This is a genomic window from Pseudomonas sp. AF32 (assembly GCF_022342325.2).
GTDB lineage: Bacteria > Pseudomonadota > Gammaproteobacteria > Pseudomonadales > Pseudomonadaceae > Aquipseudomonas > Aquipseudomonas uvaldensis.
Window position 1 is genome coordinate 181,028 of the sequence record NZ_RQJK02000004.1, and the last position, 14,519, is coordinate 195,546.

15 protein-coding genes are annotated in these 14,519 nt (G+C 61.3%); 9 read left to right on the plus strand and 6 right to left on the minus strand.

Annotation, left to right across the window (positions count from 1 at the left end; translation table 11 throughout):
- The first annotated feature begins 1 nt into the window (after window position 1).
- The 3 genes from EGM97_RS05775 to ligD are packed head-to-tail and all read left to right on the plus strand — an operon-like array spanning window position 2 to window position 4,756.
- The gene (locus EGM97_RS05775) at window positions 2-1,003 is read left to right on the plus strand and encodes a methyltransferase (protein ID WP_238962997.1); all 1,002 of its coding nucleotides are present in this window, start codon (window positions 2-4) and stop codon (window positions 1,001-1,003) included.
- Window positions 975-2,138 (plus strand): carboxylate-amine ligase, encoded by a 1,164-nt coding sequence (locus tag EGM97_RS05780; RefSeq protein ID WP_238962998.1) that lies wholly within the window; start codon window positions 975-977, stop codon window positions 2,136-2,138. Before EGM97_RS05775 ends, EGM97_RS05780 begins: the two co-directional genes overlap by 29 nt.
- Window positions 2,135-4,756 carry a DNA ligase D gene (gene ligD, locus EGM97_RS05785; protein WP_238962999.1) on the plus strand — a complete coding sequence of 874 codons (2,622 nt, stop codon included), beginning with the start codon at window positions 2,135-2,137 and terminating at the stop codon, window positions 4,754-4,756. Before EGM97_RS05780 ends, ligD begins: the two co-directional genes overlap by 4 nt.
- A 3-nt stretch (window positions 4,757-4,759) precedes the next feature.
- On the opposite strand, the gene EGM97_RS05790 is transcribed toward ligD, so the two are convergent.
- Window positions 4,760-5,371 (minus strand): Yip1 family protein, encoded by a 612-nt coding sequence (locus EGM97_RS05790; protein ID WP_238963000.1) that lies wholly within the window; start codon window positions 5,369-5,371, stop codon window positions 4,760-4,762.
- Window positions 5,372-5,539: 168 nt separating this feature from the next.
- Here EGM97_RS05790 and EGM97_RS05795 point away from each other — a divergent pair, with 168 nt between their 5' ends.
- The 3 genes from EGM97_RS05795 to EGM97_RS05805 are packed head-to-tail and all read left to right on the plus strand — an operon-like array spanning window position 5,540 to window position 7,019.
- Window positions 5,540-6,037, plus strand: a complete 498-nt coding sequence (locus EGM97_RS05795) for a CinA family protein (protein ID WP_238963001.1) — start codon at window positions 5,540-5,542, stop codon at window positions 6,035-6,037.
- Window positions 6,038-6,046: 9 nt separating this feature from the next.
- Window positions 6,047-6,565: a hypothetical protein gene (locus tag EGM97_RS05800; RefSeq protein ID WP_238963002.1), complete on the plus strand. Its 519-nt coding sequence runs from the start codon at window positions 6,047-6,049 to the stop codon at window positions 6,563-6,565.
- A gap of 7 nt (window positions 6,566-6,572) precedes the next feature.
- On the plus strand, window positions 6,573-7,019 hold the full coding sequence (locus EGM97_RS05805) for a DUF421 domain-containing protein (protein WP_238963003.1): 447 nt from the start codon (window positions 6,573-6,575) through the stop codon (window positions 7,017-7,019).
- 178 nt (window positions 7,020-7,197) lie between these two features.
- Here the strand turns inward: EGM97_RS05805 and EGM97_RS05810 are convergent, their stop codons facing one another.
- Entirely contained in the window at window positions 7,198-8,055 is an 858-nt protein-coding gene (locus EGM97_RS05810; protein ID WP_238963004.1) for an SDR family oxidoreductase, read from the minus strand.
- A 192-nt stretch (window positions 8,056-8,247) separates the two neighbouring features.
- Here EGM97_RS05810 and EGM97_RS05815 point away from each other — a divergent pair, with 192 nt between their 5' ends.
- Window positions 8,248-8,652: a VOC family protein gene (locus tag EGM97_RS05815; RefSeq protein WP_238963022.1), complete on the plus strand. Its 405-nt coding sequence runs from the start codon at window positions 8,248-8,250 to the stop codon at window positions 8,650-8,652.
- A gap of 42 nt (window positions 8,653-8,694) precedes the next feature.
- Here the strand turns inward: EGM97_RS05815 and EGM97_RS05820 are convergent, their stop codons facing one another.
- On the minus strand, window positions 8,695-9,843 hold the full coding sequence (locus EGM97_RS05820) for a MalY/PatB family protein (protein WP_238963005.1): 1,149 nt from the start codon (window positions 9,841-9,843) through the stop codon (window positions 8,695-8,697).
- 82 nt (window positions 9,844-9,925) lie between these two features.
- Window positions 9,926-10,534 carry a LysE family translocator gene (locus EGM97_RS05825; protein ID WP_238963006.1) on the minus strand — a complete coding sequence of 203 codons (609 nt, stop codon included), beginning with the start codon at window positions 10,532-10,534 and terminating at the stop codon, window positions 9,926-9,928.
- Between the two features lie 115 nt (window positions 10,535-10,649).
- Here EGM97_RS05825 and EGM97_RS05830 point away from each other — a divergent pair, with 115 nt between their 5' ends.
- Window positions 10,650-11,516, plus strand: a complete 867-nt coding sequence (locus EGM97_RS05830) for a LysR family transcriptional regulator (protein ID WP_238963023.1) — start codon at window positions 10,650-10,652, stop codon at window positions 11,514-11,516.
- Between the two features lie 19 nt (window positions 11,517-11,535).
- Here EGM97_RS05830 and EGM97_RS05835 read toward each other — a convergent pair whose 3' ends face one another.
- Together EGM97_RS05835 and EGM97_RS05840 are read right to left on the minus strand one after the other, a co-directional pair.
- Complete coding sequence (locus EGM97_RS05835) at window positions 11,536-12,489, minus strand: GGDEF domain-containing protein (protein ID WP_238963007.1); 954 nt, start codon at window positions 12,487-12,489, stop codon at window positions 11,536-11,538.
- 3 nt (window positions 12,490-12,492) lie between these two features.
- A complete protein-coding gene (locus EGM97_RS05840) occupies window positions 12,493-13,506 on the minus strand; it encodes a response regulator (RefSeq protein WP_275300652.1) in 1,014 nt (337 codons plus the stop codon).
- A 209-nt stretch (window positions 13,507-13,715) separates the two neighbouring features.
- Between EGM97_RS05840 and EGM97_RS05845 the strand changes: the two genes are divergently transcribed.
- Complete coding sequence (locus tag EGM97_RS05845; protein WP_238963009.1) at window positions 13,716-14,498, plus strand: DeoR/GlpR family DNA-binding transcription regulator; 783 nt, start codon at window positions 13,716-13,718, stop codon at window positions 14,496-14,498.
- Window positions 14,499-14,519: the final 21 nt, after the last annotated feature.

The window sequence follows — 14,519 nt, forward strand, 5'->3', positions numbered from 1 at the left end:
CATGAATCAGGAAGAACGCCTGTCCGAACCCGACCTGGCGCTGCTGCAGCTGGGCCGTCGCCTGCAAGCCGACGGTTATCGCTTCGTCACCCCGACGCCCTTGACCCATGAGCGGGTCAATTCGCGCCCCGGCAACGAACGGTCCAGAACGTTGCGGGACGTGTTCGGCTGGTCGCGCCCGTTCGCGCCGGGGCTGATCTCCGCCGACGAGCAACGCCAGTTGCAAGAGGCCGAGGTGTTGGAAGAGCGCGATGGCCTGCTCAGCAGCCGAGTGCGCTGGTCGAGTCTGGACGGCCTGCTGTTCGCTCATTCACGGTTTCCCACCCAAGCCGCCGACGCGGTGTTTTTCGGCCCGGACACCTACCGCTTCGCCCAACTGATCCATGCCCATCTGCAAGAGAACTTCACCGCCGTGCACCGGGCCGTGGACATCGGGTGCGGTGCCGGTGTCGGCGCAATCGTGATCGCCCGTTCCCGACGTGAGGCTCAGGTGCTGGCCCTGGATATCAACCCGCTGGCCTTGCGCCTTAGCGCGGTCAACGCCGCGTTGGCGGAGGTGAGCAATGTCGAGATCGCCCACAGCGATCTGCTTCAGAACGTGGAAGGCCAGTTCGACCTGATTGTCGCCAATCCGCCGTACATGGCTGATCCGGCCGAGCGCGCCTATCGCCACGGTGGCGGGGCCCTGGGTGCCGGGCTGTCGCTGCGCATCGTCGAGCAGGCCTTGCCTCGGCTCACGCCCGGCGGCTCGCTGGTGCTCTACACCGGCGTGGCGATGGTCGACGGTCGTGACCCTTTCCTGGAGGCGTTGGGCGCATGGCGCGATTCTCCTGAGTTTGGCTGGACCTACAAGGAACTGGACCCGGATGTTTTCGGCGAGGAACTGCTGACGCCGGGTTATCAGGACGTGGAACGGATCGCCGTGGTGGCGTTGGTGGTAACCCGCATCGGCGCGGGTATCGGAGGGAGCATCGATGAAAAGGCGTCTGAAGTTCGGCATTGAGGAAGAATATTTCATCACCGACCTGCAAACCCGCTGCATGCCCGGTCAACCGCCCGCGGCTGCGGTCGCGGCATGCCGGGCCGAGCTGGGCAAGCATTTCGCCCATGAGATGTTCCAGAGCCAGATCGAGGTGGCATCACCGATCTTTCGCAGCCTGCCCGAGGCGGCTGATTACCTGGGCCAGGTCCGTGCGGGACTGACGCAACGCCTCGCGCCCTTTGGCCTGGGGCTGCTCAGCGCCGGCTCGCACCCGATGGCCGCGCAGGGGTTGCAGCCCACCGATGAGCTGCATTTCCAGCAGTTGTTCGATGATTACCAGCGGGTGGCGCGGCGCAGCGTCCTGTCAGGTCTGCATGTGCATGTGGAGGTGCCGGCTGACAAGGACCGGGTGCAGGTGATGAACGAAGTCCTGCCCTGGCTGCCGATGTTCCTGGCCTTGAGCGCGTCGTCACCGTTCTGGAATGGGGCCTACAGCGGGTTCAACAGTTATCGCCAGGTCGCTTGCGATGAATGGCCGCGCATGGGCGTTCCCGAATTCTTTGAAAACGAATCGGCTTTCGCCGACTACGTCGACCTGCTCATGCGCACCGGCTCGATTCACCAGCCCAGCGATTGCTGGTGGGTGATTCGCCCGTCATCGCATTATCCCACCCTGGAAATGCGTATCTGCGATGCCTGTCCCCGGGTCGAGGATGCCCTGTGCCTGGTTTCGCTGTTTCGCCTGATGGTCGCCCATGCCGTCGCGCTGCCCCGGCCCGGCGCGAACTACAGCCTGACGTCCCAGTGGATCCTCAAGCAAAATCGCTGGCGGGCCAAGCGTCACGGCATCCTGGCGGAGTTCATCATCGAAGGGCAGGATGAGCCGCTGCTCATCGGCGAATGGCTGGCCCTGGCCGAACAGACCTTCGGCGAGACGGCGGCGTCCCTGGGCGTTCAGGATGTCTTCAAGCAGGCGCGACGGATCGTCCAGGAAGGCGCCAGTGCCGACCGGCAGGTTGTCCTGTATGAGCAAGGGCTGTTGCTGGGCGACTCTACAGAACAGGCCTTGGGCCGGGTCGTCGACCAACTGCTGTCGGAAACTGTCGGGTTGCCGGCGGCCAGTCCGATGTTGCCGCAAGTCGCAGGTGCCAGATGACCAGCAAGACCCTCGATGACTACAACCGCATGCGTGATTTCGCTGCCACGCCGGAGCCGGCGGGCAAGCGTTCGCGCAAATCGACGAAGACCGCCCACGCCTTGCAGTTCTGTATCCAGAAACACGATGCCACGCGGTTGCATTATGACTTCCGCCTGGAACTGGATGGCGCACTCAAGAGCTGGGCGGTGCCCAAGGGGCCGTCCCTGGACCCCAAGGTCAAGCGCCTGGCGGTGCATGTCGAGGATCATCCGCTGGATTACGCGACGTTCGAGGGCAGCATTCCGCAGGGGCATTATGGCGCCGGTGATGTGATCGTCTGGGACCGTGGCGTGTGGATCCCCCAGGGCGATCCCCACGAAGCCTACGAAAAGGGACGGCTCAAATTCGAGCTGCAAGGTGAGAAGCTTGCCGGCCTGTGGAACCTGGTACGCACCCACATGCCCGGCAAGCAGGAACAGTGGTTCCTGATCAAACACCAGGACGAAGCGGCTCGACCCGAAAGCGAATACGACGTGGTGCAGGCCGAACCGGACAGCGTACTCAGCGACCGCACGCTCGTGCCCAAGCGTCGTGGCAAGGCCGCTGCCGCCAAAGCCGTGAAGCAGCCGGAGAAAGCCGCCAAGGCAACCTCATCGAGGAAAAAGGCAAGAACGACCCTGAGCGGCGCCGTCGCCGGGCCGATTCCAGACGCGCTCAAGCCGGAACTCGCGACCCTGGTGGACAGCGCGCCCGACGGTGAATGGCTCTACGAGATCAAGTTCGACGGCTACCGGGTCATGGCCCGTATCGAGGGCGGCGATGTCCGGCTGATCACTCGCAACGGCCATGACTGGACTCACAAGCTGCCCAGGCAGGCCGAGGCGCTGGCCGGACTGGGGCTTGAGTCGGCCTGGTTCGACGGCGAAATGGTGGTGGCCAACGAACAGGGCGTGCCGGATTTCCAGGCCCTGCAGAATGCCTTCGATGCCGGGAGCAGCGGCCAGATCGCGTATTACTTGTTCGACCTGCCGTATCTCAACGGCATGGACCTGCGCAAAGTCCCGGTGGAGGAACGGCGGGCAGCGTTGGCGGCAGTGCTTGAAGGCAATGAAGATCCGCTGCTGCGGTTTTCCGATGCCTTCGAGGAAACGCCGGAGGCCTTGCTCAACAGCGCCTGCCAGATGCAAATGGAAGGATTAATTGGCAAACGCATGGGCAGTGCCTACGTTTCCCGGCGCAGCAATGACTGGATCAAGCTCAAGTGCAAACGTCGCCAGGAGTTCGTGGTGGTCGGATTCAGCGAGCCCAAAGGGGCCCGCAGCGCCTTCGGCGCGTTGCTGCTGGGTTTGCACGATGCAGACAGTGGCGAGCTGCGCTATGCCGGCAAGGTCGGTACCGGTTTCAACGAAACCACCCTCAAGAGCATCTACCAGCAATTGTTGCCTCTGGAGACGAAAAAGGCCGCGGTGGTCAATCCACCCACGGGTTATGAAGCCAAAGGCGTGCACTGGCTGGAGCCGACGTTGCTGGCGGAGGTCGCCTTCGCCGAGATGACCAAGGAAGGCTCGGTGCGTCATGCGGTGTTCCATGGCTTGCGTAACGACAAACCGGCCAGGGACATTACCGAAGAGCTTGCCAAACCGGGCAAAAAGACTGCCGCTACCCAGAAGCCTTCCAAGGAAAAATCTGAGGCCGCGCCGGAAAAAGCCAAGGCGAAAGGCAAAGCCAAGACGGCGCCGGCCATGGACGGTAAGGTGCGCATTACCCATCCGGACCGGATCATCGACGCCAGCAGCGGCACCACCAAGTTACAACTGGCGGAGTATTACGCCAGCGTCGCCGAGTTCATCCTGCCGGAACTGGCCGACCGCCCGGTGGCGCTGGTGCGAGCGCCGGAGGGTATTGCCGGTGAGCTGTTCTTCCAGAAAAACGCCGAGCGCCTGGCCATCCCGGGCATCACCAGCCTGGACAAGTCCGTCACCGGGCACCCGGTGATGATGATCAACAATCCCGAGGCGCTGATCGGCGCGGTGCAGATGAGCACCGTGGAACTGCACACCTGGAACGCCACGACGGTGGATCTGGACAAGCCCGATCGCTTCGTCCTCGACCTCGACCCGGACCCGGCGCTGCCCTGGAAAAGCATGGTGGAAGCCACTCAACTGACCTTGTCGGTGCTTGATGAGCTGGGGCTCAAGGCATTTCTCAAGACCAGCGGTGGCAAAGGCATCCATGTGGTGGTGCCTTTGACACGCAAGTTGGGTTGGGACGAGGTCAAGGGCTTCAGCCATGCCATCGTCAGTCACATGGCCAAGTTGCTGCCGGACCGTTTCTCTGCGGTGTCCGGGCCGAAAAACCGGGTAGGGCGGATCTTCATCGACTACCTGCGCAACGGCCTGGGTGCCACCACCATCTGCGCCTACGCGGCCCGGACCCGGGAAGGCCTACCGGTGTCCGTGCCGATCTATCGCGAGGAAGTGGCCGAACTCAAGGGGGCGAACCTGTGGAATGTTCACAATGTCCATGAGCGCCTCGCGGAGGTCGGCCATGAACCCTGGGCCGACCTGAAGAAAACCCGCCAGAGCATCACCGCCGACATGCGGCGGCGTATAGGCATGAAGACGACCGGCAAGTGAGCTTCAGCTTGCCGGGAATCGCAGGTATTCGGGCTGCAAGACGTTGAACCAGAACAGAATCATTTCCACCAGGATGGTGACCAATACCAGCAATCCCACGCCCCATACGCTGGCCGAGTACAGCAGCCCTTGTTCTTTCTTGAGGTTCATGAACTTGGGCAGGCCGACAAACAACAGGAACGTCGCATAGGCCGAGGCCGCCAGCAGCACCACCGCGGCCAGCCACCGGTTGGGGTACAGCCCCAGCAGCCCGGCCAGGAAGTAAGGCGTGGCGGTATAGGCTGCAAAACCGATGCACTGGTTCAGCGTAGGGCGGGCTTCGAAGGTGCGCGACATCCAACGAATGAACAGCCCCATGAGCACCACACCGGCCACGATGGTCAGGTACAGCAATACGCACAATTGAAAAGCGCTGGCGCTGTTGAGCCGTACCGTTTCGTTCTCGGCCAGGCTCCAGCCTGTCCAGGTGGTCCCGATGAACAGGCACACCGTCGGGATCAGGGCCAACAGCAGCAGATGGCCGAGGTAATGGGTCGGGTGGGCTTGTTCCTGCTCGCGAATGTCTTTCCAGGCGAACTCAGGGTGGGTGAACAGTTTGACGAAGGGTGCGGACATGACGACCTCCTGATCAGGACAGCCTCTGCGTGAGGCCCGTATGGTTTGGAGACGTGGCGGCCCGCCGGGGTTTCATTTATTTGCGCAGCATCTGCGCCGGTGCGATCGGAGGGAATGAATGCCGGTGCGAGCGGTCAACCCTTCAGCATCCCTGAAGGACTCTGCGCTATGACTGTTGCCCATTCCCTGGTGGATTACCTGCGTGATCATGACTTGCGCCTGACCACCGCCGAATCCTGTACCGCCGGCCAGATCGTGACGCTGTTGGCCGAGGTGCCAGGCAGCGGCTCGCTGATCGAAAGCGGTTATGTGGTCTATTCCCCGGAGGCGAAACAACGGCTGCTGGGGGTCAGGCACCGCACGATCGAGACTTTCAACCTCACCAGTCGCGAAGTGGCGGAAGAAATGGCCTTGGGCGCCCTGCATGACGCCAATGCCAATGTCGCGGTGGCGACCACGGGCATCCTCGGCCCCGATGACATGGACGGGATTCCCGCCGGCACCGTGTGCTTTGCCTGGGCCTTCGACATCGAGGGGCGGCGGGCGCTTTTCAGTCGCCGGGAACGCTTTTTCGGGACGCGTAGCCAGGTGCAGCTATGGGCCGCCGAGCATGCGCTCCTGCAACTTCGATACTTTCATCAGCGCGCCCTGGCGGGAGAGCGATAGGACACTGTCATGAGCGATCCCGCAGAGTCCGAAGACTTTCACAGCCGCGCGTTTCCGGTACGCGAAGACATGGCTTATCAGCTCAAGGTCTGGCGTTTCGAGCGGGTGGGTTGGTATGTGTTGGTGCTGCTGGTGATCCTGACGTTGTTGGGGCTGTTTTCACGGGGGCCTTTGAGTGGCCGTGACGTACAAACCAGCGACGGTCGGTTGGCGGTGGAGTACGAGCTGTTTCATCGAAACGGCTCCACCAGCCCTATGATCCTGCACCTCAAAGGCCCGCCCCAGGCAGTGCTTGAAGTGGAGTTGGGCGGTGACTGGCTCGAAGGTTTCGACGTTCAGGCGCTGCAACCTCAACCGCTGCGTTCGGCGAGCGCGGGGCAGGGATTGAAACTTTGGGTCCAGGCTGATGCCCAGGGAGAGGCGAGCCTGTATCTGTCCCTGCTCAGTGAAGGATTGGGCACTTACCACAGCCATATCACCCTGCCCGGTGGCGGCTCGGTCAGTTTCGATCAATTCATTTTTCCTTAGGTGACGTATGGACTCGGTGTTGCGGGCGGCCGTGATGTACTTGGCATTGATGGTGCTGTTCAAGGTCGCCGGACGTCGTTCGCTGGCCGACATCACCACCTTCGATTTCGTGCTGTTGATGATCATCGGTGAGGCCACTCAACAAGCGCTGCTGGGCGATGACTTTTCCTTGACCAACGCGTTGATGGTGATCGTCACGCTGATCGCCATCGACGTGGGGTTGTCATTGCTCAAGCAGCGGTCCAGATGGGTGTCGCAACTGATCGACGGAGGACCGACCGTGATTGTCGAGGATGGCCGGATCCTGAAAGGCCGAATGCGCCATGCACGGCTGGTGGAAGACGACATCATGGAAGCGGCGCGTTCCAGCCAGGGCATCGAGACCCTGGAACAGATCAAGTTCGCGATCATCGAGCGCAACGGGAAGATATCGGTGATTGCCAAGGAGTCATGACGCAGTGGTTGTGGGTGCTTGTTCTGCAACGGCTGCCTATGGTTTCGCCCTGACGGCGACTTACGTTGTGGCAGCGAGCCTGCTCGCGATAGCGTTCTGTCATTCAACACTGCAGTGGATGATCCACCGCTATCGCGAGCAGGCTCGCTCCCACAATGTTTGCTTAGCCTGGGTGCTCTCAAAGAATCGGCTTGCCACCCGTAACCCCATAGCGGGACCCGGAGATGTAGCTGGACTCATCCGATGCCAGCAGCACATAGATCGGCGCCACTTCCACGGGTTGCCCCGGGCGACCCAGGGGAGTCTGTGAGCCAAAGTTCTGCACTTCTTCCTCGGGCATGGTCGCGACGATCAGCGGGGTCCAGATCGGTCCCGGCGCGACGCTGTTCACTCGGATGCCCTTGGGCCCGAGCATCTGCGCCAGGCCGGCGGTGAAGTTGGCGATGGCACCTTTGGTCGCGGCGTAGGCCAGCAGGGTCGGCTTGGGCATGTCGGAGTTGACTGAAGTGGTATTGATGATCGAGCCGCCGGCCTTCATGTGCGGTACGGCAGCCTGGCAGATCCTGAACATCGAAGTGATGTTGATATCGAACGTGCGCACCCATTCTTCATCCGGGATGTCTTCAAGGTTCTCGTGGGTCATCTGGAAGGCGGCGTTGTTGACCAGCACATCGATGCGCCCAAAGCGGGCCACGGTCTCGTCGACAATCCTGCGGCATTGCGTCTTGTCCGCCAGATCGCCCGGCAAGAGCAGGCATTGGCGACCGGCCTGTTCGACCCAGCGAGCGGTCTCCCTGGCGTCGTCATGTTCATCCAGATAAGAAATCGCCACATCGGCGCCTTCGCGAGCAAACGCAATCGCCACGGCCCGACCGATGCCGCTGTCGGCCCCGGTGATCAGGGCGATCCTGTTCGCCAGGCGCCCGGAACCGGTGTAGCTCTGTTCGCCGCAGTCGGGATAGGGCTCCATCTTGCGTTGGGTGCCAGGTACGGGTTGGCTTTGTTTCGGGAAAGGTGGCACGGGGTAGTCGACCATCGTCGTGTTCTCCTGAGGCATTGAAGGGGCGATGGAGGGTGGACTGCGTGTCCTCGGCCAGAGTTCGGTCGAATCATTTCGCCGGTCGATGAGCGTGGCGCGAGGCGTCTTATCGACCAATAATCCATGGGGATGAACGTCTCAGGAATGGGCGTCATCCAATGGCTATGCGCATTCGACAAGGAGATGGAAGTGTTCAGCCATATACAGATCGGCGCGCGCGACCTGCCGAAAATGATCGCGTTCTACGATGCAGTCCTCGGCTGCCTGGGGTTGGTGCGCATGGAAAGCGAAGACGATTCGGGCCCCCCTGGAGAAGGCTGGCATCAACCCGGCAAGCGTTGGCCGCAGGTATTCGTACAGTTACCGTTCAATGGCCTGCCGGCGACCTGGGGCAACGGCATGCAGATCAGTTTCGCCGCGGATTCACCGCAAACGGTGCGCGCTGCCTGGGAGCTGGCAATCGCCATGGGGGGGCACGACGAAGGCCCGCCAGGGCTGCGTCCGCGTTATTCAGAAGGGTACTTCGGGGCGTACTGCCGGGATCCGGAGGGAAACAAGCTGTGTTTCGTGTACACGCCGGATATGCATGAGTGAAGCCGGGCAGGTGGGAGCAAAAGCGCGCCCACCTGCCACCGCTCAGCGCCTGGCTTTCAGGCCGCGTTCCATCCGTGCGATGCCTTCCTCCAGCAGCGCCCGGGGACAGCCAAAATTCAGGCGCACGAAGTGCCTGGCATCGTCTCCGAAATCCAGGCCGGCGCTGAGTCCCACCCTGGCCTCGTCGAGGAAGAACGCCTGCGGATCCTCAAGCCCCAGTCCCGAACAGTCCAGCCACGCCAGGTAGGTGCCCTGTGGAACGGTCATGGTGATGCCAGGCAGGCGGGTCTTGACGGCTTCGACCAGGTAATCACGGTTGGCTTGCAAGTACCTCTTCAAGGCGTCGAGCCAGGGGCCGGCTTCGCTGTAGGCCGCTCGCGTTGCCTCCAGGCCCAGGGCGTTAACGCTGTCGACCATGCCGGCACGGGCATTGTTGACCCGCTCGCGGACCTTGGCGTTCTGGATGATCGCGAATGAGGTTTTCAGACCGGCAATGTTAAAGGCCTTGCTGGCGGACATCAGCGTGATGGTGCGCTCGGCGATTTCCGGGCTCAGGGATGCAGTGGGGATGTGCACGCGACCGTCGAAACAGAGTTCGGCATGGATTTCATCGGAGATGATCCAGGCATTCTGTTCCAGGCAGATGTCCGCCACGGCCTTGAGCTCTTCGCGGGCGAACACCTTGCCCAACGGGTTGTGAGGGTTGCTCAACAACAGCGCGCCGCCGCCGTTCAGCGCTTCGCGCAACGCCGCCAGCGGCGTGTGGAACTCACCATTGAGCGCGTTGAACGGCAACTCGACCTTGTTCAACTTCCAGTGGCCTGGGGCATTGCGCAGCGGCGGGTAGTTGGGCACCTGCACCACCACGTTCTGCTCCGGTTCCACCAGGGCATGCAGCGCCATGTTGAAGCCTGGCTCTACGCCGGGCAGGAACACGATCTGCTGGGGCTCCACGCGCCAGGCGTACTTGTTCCAGAGGTCCGCCACGATGGCTGCGCGCAGATTGTCCTGGGCCACGCTGTAGCCCAGCATCGGATGTTCCAGGCGTTTGCGCAGGGCGTCGATGACCACCGGCGGGGCGGGGAAGTCCATGTCGGCCACCCACATCGGCAGCACGTCGGCCGGGTAGCGGCTCCATTTGGTACTGCCGGTGCCGTGGCGGTCGAATACAGGGTCGAAATCGAAAGTCATGATCGTTCCATCGGGTCGGGGAATGAGATGGCGGTCATGATAAAGCAATCAGGTCTTGTGCTGGGACGCCTGGCATTGTGGGTCAGGAGTGAGCAGGCAACGCCAGGCCAAACGCGACGAAAAAGCCACCGCAGACCTTGTTGAATCGCCGGCCGGTCCGGGCCAGCCATGGCCGGACCCGGTACGCTGCGGTTGCCACCAGGTACTCGACGACGAACTCTACGGCTGCGTAGGTCAGCGCAATGGCTGCCGTCTGCGCGAGCAAATTCCTGGCGGGATCGAGAAACGGTGGAATGAAAGCGGTGAATAACAGCAGCGCCTTGGGGTTCGAGACGGCTGACAATAGCCCCTGGCGGAAAAGCGTCCACGGTGCGCCCCCCTTTATGGCGTCCACTTCCAGGGACACTGGCGGCGACCGCCAGAGCCCCAGGCCCAGCCAGATGAGATAGAACCCGCCGGCGACCTTCAAGACCATGAAACCGGTTGCGGAGGCCTGGATCAATGCCCCCAATCCCAGGGCGCACAACGACAGCACGCCTGCGAAACCCAATACGCCGCCGCTGATGGTAAACAGAGTCTTGCGATTGCCATGGATCGCACCATGGGTCAACACCAGCAAGGCGTTGGGGCCCGGCACCACCGCGATGCCGCAGCAGGTCACCAGATAAAGCAGCCAGGTCTCGAAGGGCATGGTGTTCTCCAGAAAGGCGAAACATGTATACCCCTTATCCTGGAGATGAAACCAGTTCAATGGAAGCGCATAATTCGCGCTTCAGGTATTCGATTATCGAATAGAGAGCATGAATATGCCGAGTGGCGATTTGCAGATAGACTGGCTCAAATGCTTTGTCGCGGTGGTGGACGCAGGATCGCTTTCAGGCGCGGCGCTTGAAGTGCATAGGTCCCAGTCCGCCGTCAGCATGCAGATGAAAAAACTGGAAGCAGCGTTGGGGCGCCCACTGTTGAGTCGTGGGCCCAGGCACCTTCAACTCACCGCTGACGGGCAGACACTGCTGGGCTATGCGCGGCGCATGGTTGCACTGCATGCCGAGACACAAGCGGCGTTCCACGGCGAACAACTGACCGGACGTATTCGCCTTGGTGTGGCAGAAGATTATGCGGCCAAGTACCTGACGCCTGTACTCAAACGCTTCGCTCCTCGATATGGAGGGGTTGAAATCGAGCTCGATTGCGAGCAGTCGACCACGCTGATTCCGCGTGTCGTGGCGGGCGACCTGGATCTGGCCCTGATATCCCGGGATTCACCCCGTCGAGGTACTTTTCTGTTCAAGGAGCCCATGGTTTGGGTGGGCTCGCCTCAGTTCGAACTCTGGCGGCGCGACCCCATACCTATTGCCGTTTATGAAAGTGCCAGCCTGGCCCGGCGCAACGCGGTGAACTCATTGGCCCTTCGGGGACGCCGGTACAAGGTGGTCTACAACAGTTCCAGCCTCGCGGGGCAATTCGCGGCGGTGGAGGGAGGAATTGCGATTGCCGCGATCACTCATTGCACCGTTCCCCCCTCATTGCAGGTGCTTGGCCTCGAACAAGGTCTGGGTGTTATCGAGCCGATGGAGGTATCGGTCCTGCGTAGCCGGACTTCTCGCGGCTCGAAGGCAGTGGATAGCCTTCATGCCTTCATCGTCAGCGCGTTGAGGGGCGTGGTGCAGTAAAAAGCACTACGCCATCGCGCTATTCATGGACGGTCACCCGATTGCGCCCCGTCTTTTTCGACGTGTACAACGCCTGGTCCGCCCGAGCGATCAGGTCGGCGTGGCTGGTCGAGGGTTGGCTCAGGTCGGCCACGCCCAGGCTGATGGTAAAACGGATGACCTGGTCGCCGTACGGCACGTCCATTTCCTCGACTGCCTTGCGCAGGCGTTCGGCGAACATCCGGGCACCGACCTTGTCGGTGTCCGAAAGCACCACACCGAACTCTTCACCGCCATAGCGCCCGGCCACATCGGACTCGCGCACATGCTCGCGAACCATCGCGGCGATCTGTTCGAGCACTTTGTCACCGGCCTGGTGCCCGTAGGTGTCGTTGATCCGCTTGAAATGATCGATGTCGAACATCACCAGGCTGGATGTATTGCCATAGCGCTGGTAGCGCGCATAGGTGGCTCTCAGGTTTTCTTCCCAATGCCCCCGGTTGTAGAGGCCGGTCAACCGGTCGGTGCTGGAGAGCAACTGCAGCTGTGCATTGGCGGCCTGGAGCTGATGCCGGTTGGTGGCAACGTCCGTGACGTCGTAGATCACCAGGCAGATATGGTTGATGTGGCTGTCGGGGGAGCGTAGGGGCAGCAGCGTGGTGTTCTGGTACATGAATTCTTCCTGGCCGGTGATCGGCTGGTAACTCTTGAACCGCACCAGGTACGGACGCTGCTCCCAGACCGTGAACGCCGGCGTGCCCAGGGCGGCGACACTTTCAACCTTGCGTATGAACCATTGACGGTCGACCTCAGGAAACAGACTGAAGAAGTGCTGGTTGTGAGCGTCCTTGGGCTGTATCCCGGAACGGTTCTCCATAAAGGTGTTCCAGACCTGCACCCGGTACTCGCGGTCGAGCACCACCACGCCGACATCGATGCTCTGGACAATCGCCAGCAACCAATGGAATTCATTCAAATCGACAGGATTGTTCATGGCTCAACTCATCAAGTAGGCGAGTTTGTGGGTCAACCGCTCGATGGAATCTTCCGTGAACAGCAATAACAGGTCGAAGCGAATATCGTGGCCTTCCAGGCTGTAGCTGATTTCCACCGCCAGGGTCTTTTTCCAATGGGTGCGATTGGCCCGGATCAACTCTTCGATGGCCGCGTGCTGACCGAGCACTTGCGGATGGCCTTGGGAAAACACCACATCGATCTGCTCGGCGATGCTGCTCAGGCAGGCGCCGATCAGCACGCTGGAAAGATCCAGGAGCATTTCCAGGTCCGAATAGTCGGCGCTCTGGCGCTGCATCAACTGGGCAATATCGGCGATCTCCGAATCGTGGAATATCAGCAATGCTTCGCCGGCAATGCCACTGCCGATGAATCCCTGGCAGATGGCGGTCAGTTGCCGGGAACTGCCCGCATCGGCGAGCGCCATGTGCAGCTCGCCCACTTCGAGGATATTCACGTTCGGCACCGGCAACTGCACGAAGACCCCCAGCACCTTGGCGATCAGCGCGGCCGCACGGCCGATGGCCACGTTGACCGTTTCGCGAAAGGCATCGTGGAAATTGATGGCGGTGCTGGCGGTCGAGCGATTTTGCGTCGACGTCAGGCCCGGGCCGTTCAGCAACCCCAGGCGGCCGAGGGTCTGGCGCAGTTCATTTTCGTCGAAGGGTTTTTTCAGGAAGGCGAGGGCACCCAGCTCATGGACACGGCGTACCGCTTCTTCCTGGACGTCGCCGGAGATCACGATGACCTGCGCCTTCAATCCTTCGCTGCGCAAGGCGCTCAGCACCTGATAGCCGTCCATCTCGGGCATGGTCAGGTCGAGCAACACCACCTGGCCCAACCCCTTGCGTATGGCGTCCATGGCCTCGCGACCATGGCTGGCCTCAGTGATGGAGACTGGCCAGTCCGCCGGTAACGCCCGTAATACTTGCTTACGGGCCATGTTGGAGTCGTCACATACCACTAGGGGAATCACTGACACAGACACGGCTCTCATCAGGGTAAGTACTAGGGCATCATGCCATAGGCCTGGTAAAACCACCTAACGAGCAGGGTTATCGAACGTCAAATCCCTCAGGTGGTTTTATTTTGAAGCGTCGTTGTCCCGGGAAGTTCGATAAATGAACAGCTTTGACGTCATGCCGAATAATCGGCATATTGCTCGCTTATGATTGTTTGTGCTTGTTTATGCGGGTTTGTTGATTCATGAATACATCCTCTGAAGCGTTTCCCGGCGAACGCCAGCAACTGATCAGAGATCGCCTGGCCTTGTACGGCCGAGTGATCGCGGCCGATCTGGCCAGCGAGTTCAAGGTGTCCGAACATTCGATACGGCGTGACCTGAGCGCCTTGGCGGCGGCGGGGCTGTGCAAGCGCGTCTACGGCGGCGCCATCCTGTTGCCCGCGGCCGAAGGGCCGATAGACGTGCGGATACACCAGGACACTGCGCGCAAAGGGCGCCTTGCCCAGGCGGCGGCTTCGCTGTTGAGTGCAGGCCAACATGTCTTCATGGATGCCGGCTCGACCAACCTGGCCATCGCCAGCGCCATCGACCCGAAACTGTCATTGACCGTTGGCACCAATTCACCGTTGATCGCGGTGCAATTGATGAAGCTTCCCCGCGCCAAGGTCATTTTGCTGGGTGGCCAATTGGACCCCGTGGCCGGCGGCGTCATCGGGTTGACTGCCGTACGGCAATTGCAGCAGTTCAGTTTCGACCTGTGTTTTCTGGGTGCCTGCGCCATCGATCCGGACAATGGCATCACGGCGTTCGGGCTGGATGACGCTGAATTCAAGCGGGCGGTGGTGGCGGCGAGTGGTCAGGTGGTGGTTGCGGTGACCAATCAGAAATTATCCAGCATTGCTCACTACCAGGTGGCGTCCTGCGAGGAGGTCACGGCCTTGGTGGTGGAGCACGATGCTCCGCGGGAGCGGTTGGAGCCTTTTTTCAGCAGGATCTCCAATGTCCTGACCGGAGCCCGCGAGTGATGCAGTGTGAGGGCGGGCAGT

What these genes read in the sequence shown, in the direction of transcription:
- EGM97_RS05775 (WP_238962997.1), top strand. Translation starts at nt 2, where the DNA reads ATGAATCAGGAAGAACGCCTGTCCGAACCCGACCTGGCGCTGCTGCAG.
- EGM97_RS05780 (WP_238962998.1), top strand. Translation starts at nt 975, where the DNA reads ATGAAAAGGCGTCTGAAGTTCGGCATTGAGGAAGAATATTTCATCACC.
- ligD (WP_238962999.1), top strand. Translation starts at nt 2,135, where the DNA reads ATGACCAGCAAGACCCTCGATGACTACAACCGCATGCGTGATTTCGCT.
- EGM97_RS05790 (WP_238963000.1), bottom strand. Translation starts at nt 5,371, where the DNA reads ATGTCCGCACCCTTCGTCAAACTGTTCACCCACCCTGAGTTCGCCTGG.
- EGM97_RS05795 (WP_238963001.1), top strand. Translation starts at nt 5,540, where the DNA reads ATGACTGTTGCCCATTCCCTGGTGGATTACCTGCGTGATCATGACTTG.
- EGM97_RS05800 (WP_238963002.1), top strand. Translation starts at nt 6,047, where the DNA reads ATGAGCGATCCCGCAGAGTCCGAAGACTTTCACAGCCGCGCGTTTCCG.
- EGM97_RS05805 (WP_238963003.1), top strand. Translation starts at nt 6,573, where the DNA reads ATGGACTCGGTGTTGCGGGCGGCCGTGATGTACTTGGCATTGATGGTG.
- EGM97_RS05810 (WP_238963004.1), bottom strand. Translation starts at nt 8,055, where the DNA reads ATGGTCGACTACCCCGTGCCACCTTTCCCGAAACAAAGCCAACCCGTA.
- EGM97_RS05820 (WP_238963005.1), bottom strand. Translation starts at nt 9,843, where the DNA reads ATGACTTTCGATTTCGACCCTGTATTCGACCGCCACGGCACCGGCAGT.
- EGM97_RS05825 (WP_238963006.1), bottom strand. Translation starts at nt 10,534, where the DNA reads ATGCCCTTCGAGACCTGGCTGCTTTATCTGGTGACCTGCTGCGGCATC.
- EGM97_RS05830 (WP_238963023.1), top strand. Translation starts at nt 10,650, where the DNA reads ATGCCGAGTGGCGATTTGCAGATAGACTGGCTCAAATGCTTTGTCGCG.
- EGM97_RS05835 (WP_238963007.1), bottom strand. Translation starts at nt 12,489, where the DNA reads ATGAACAATCCTGTCGATTTGAATGAATTCCATTGGTTGCTGGCGATT.
- EGM97_RS05840 (WP_275300652.1), bottom strand. Translation starts at nt 13,506, where the DNA reads ATGAGAGCCGTGTCTGTGTCAGTGATTCCCCTAGTGGTATGTGACGAC.
- EGM97_RS05845 (WP_238963009.1), top strand. Translation starts at nt 13,716, where the DNA reads ATGAATACATCCTCTGAAGCGTTTCCCGGCGAACGCCAGCAACTGATC.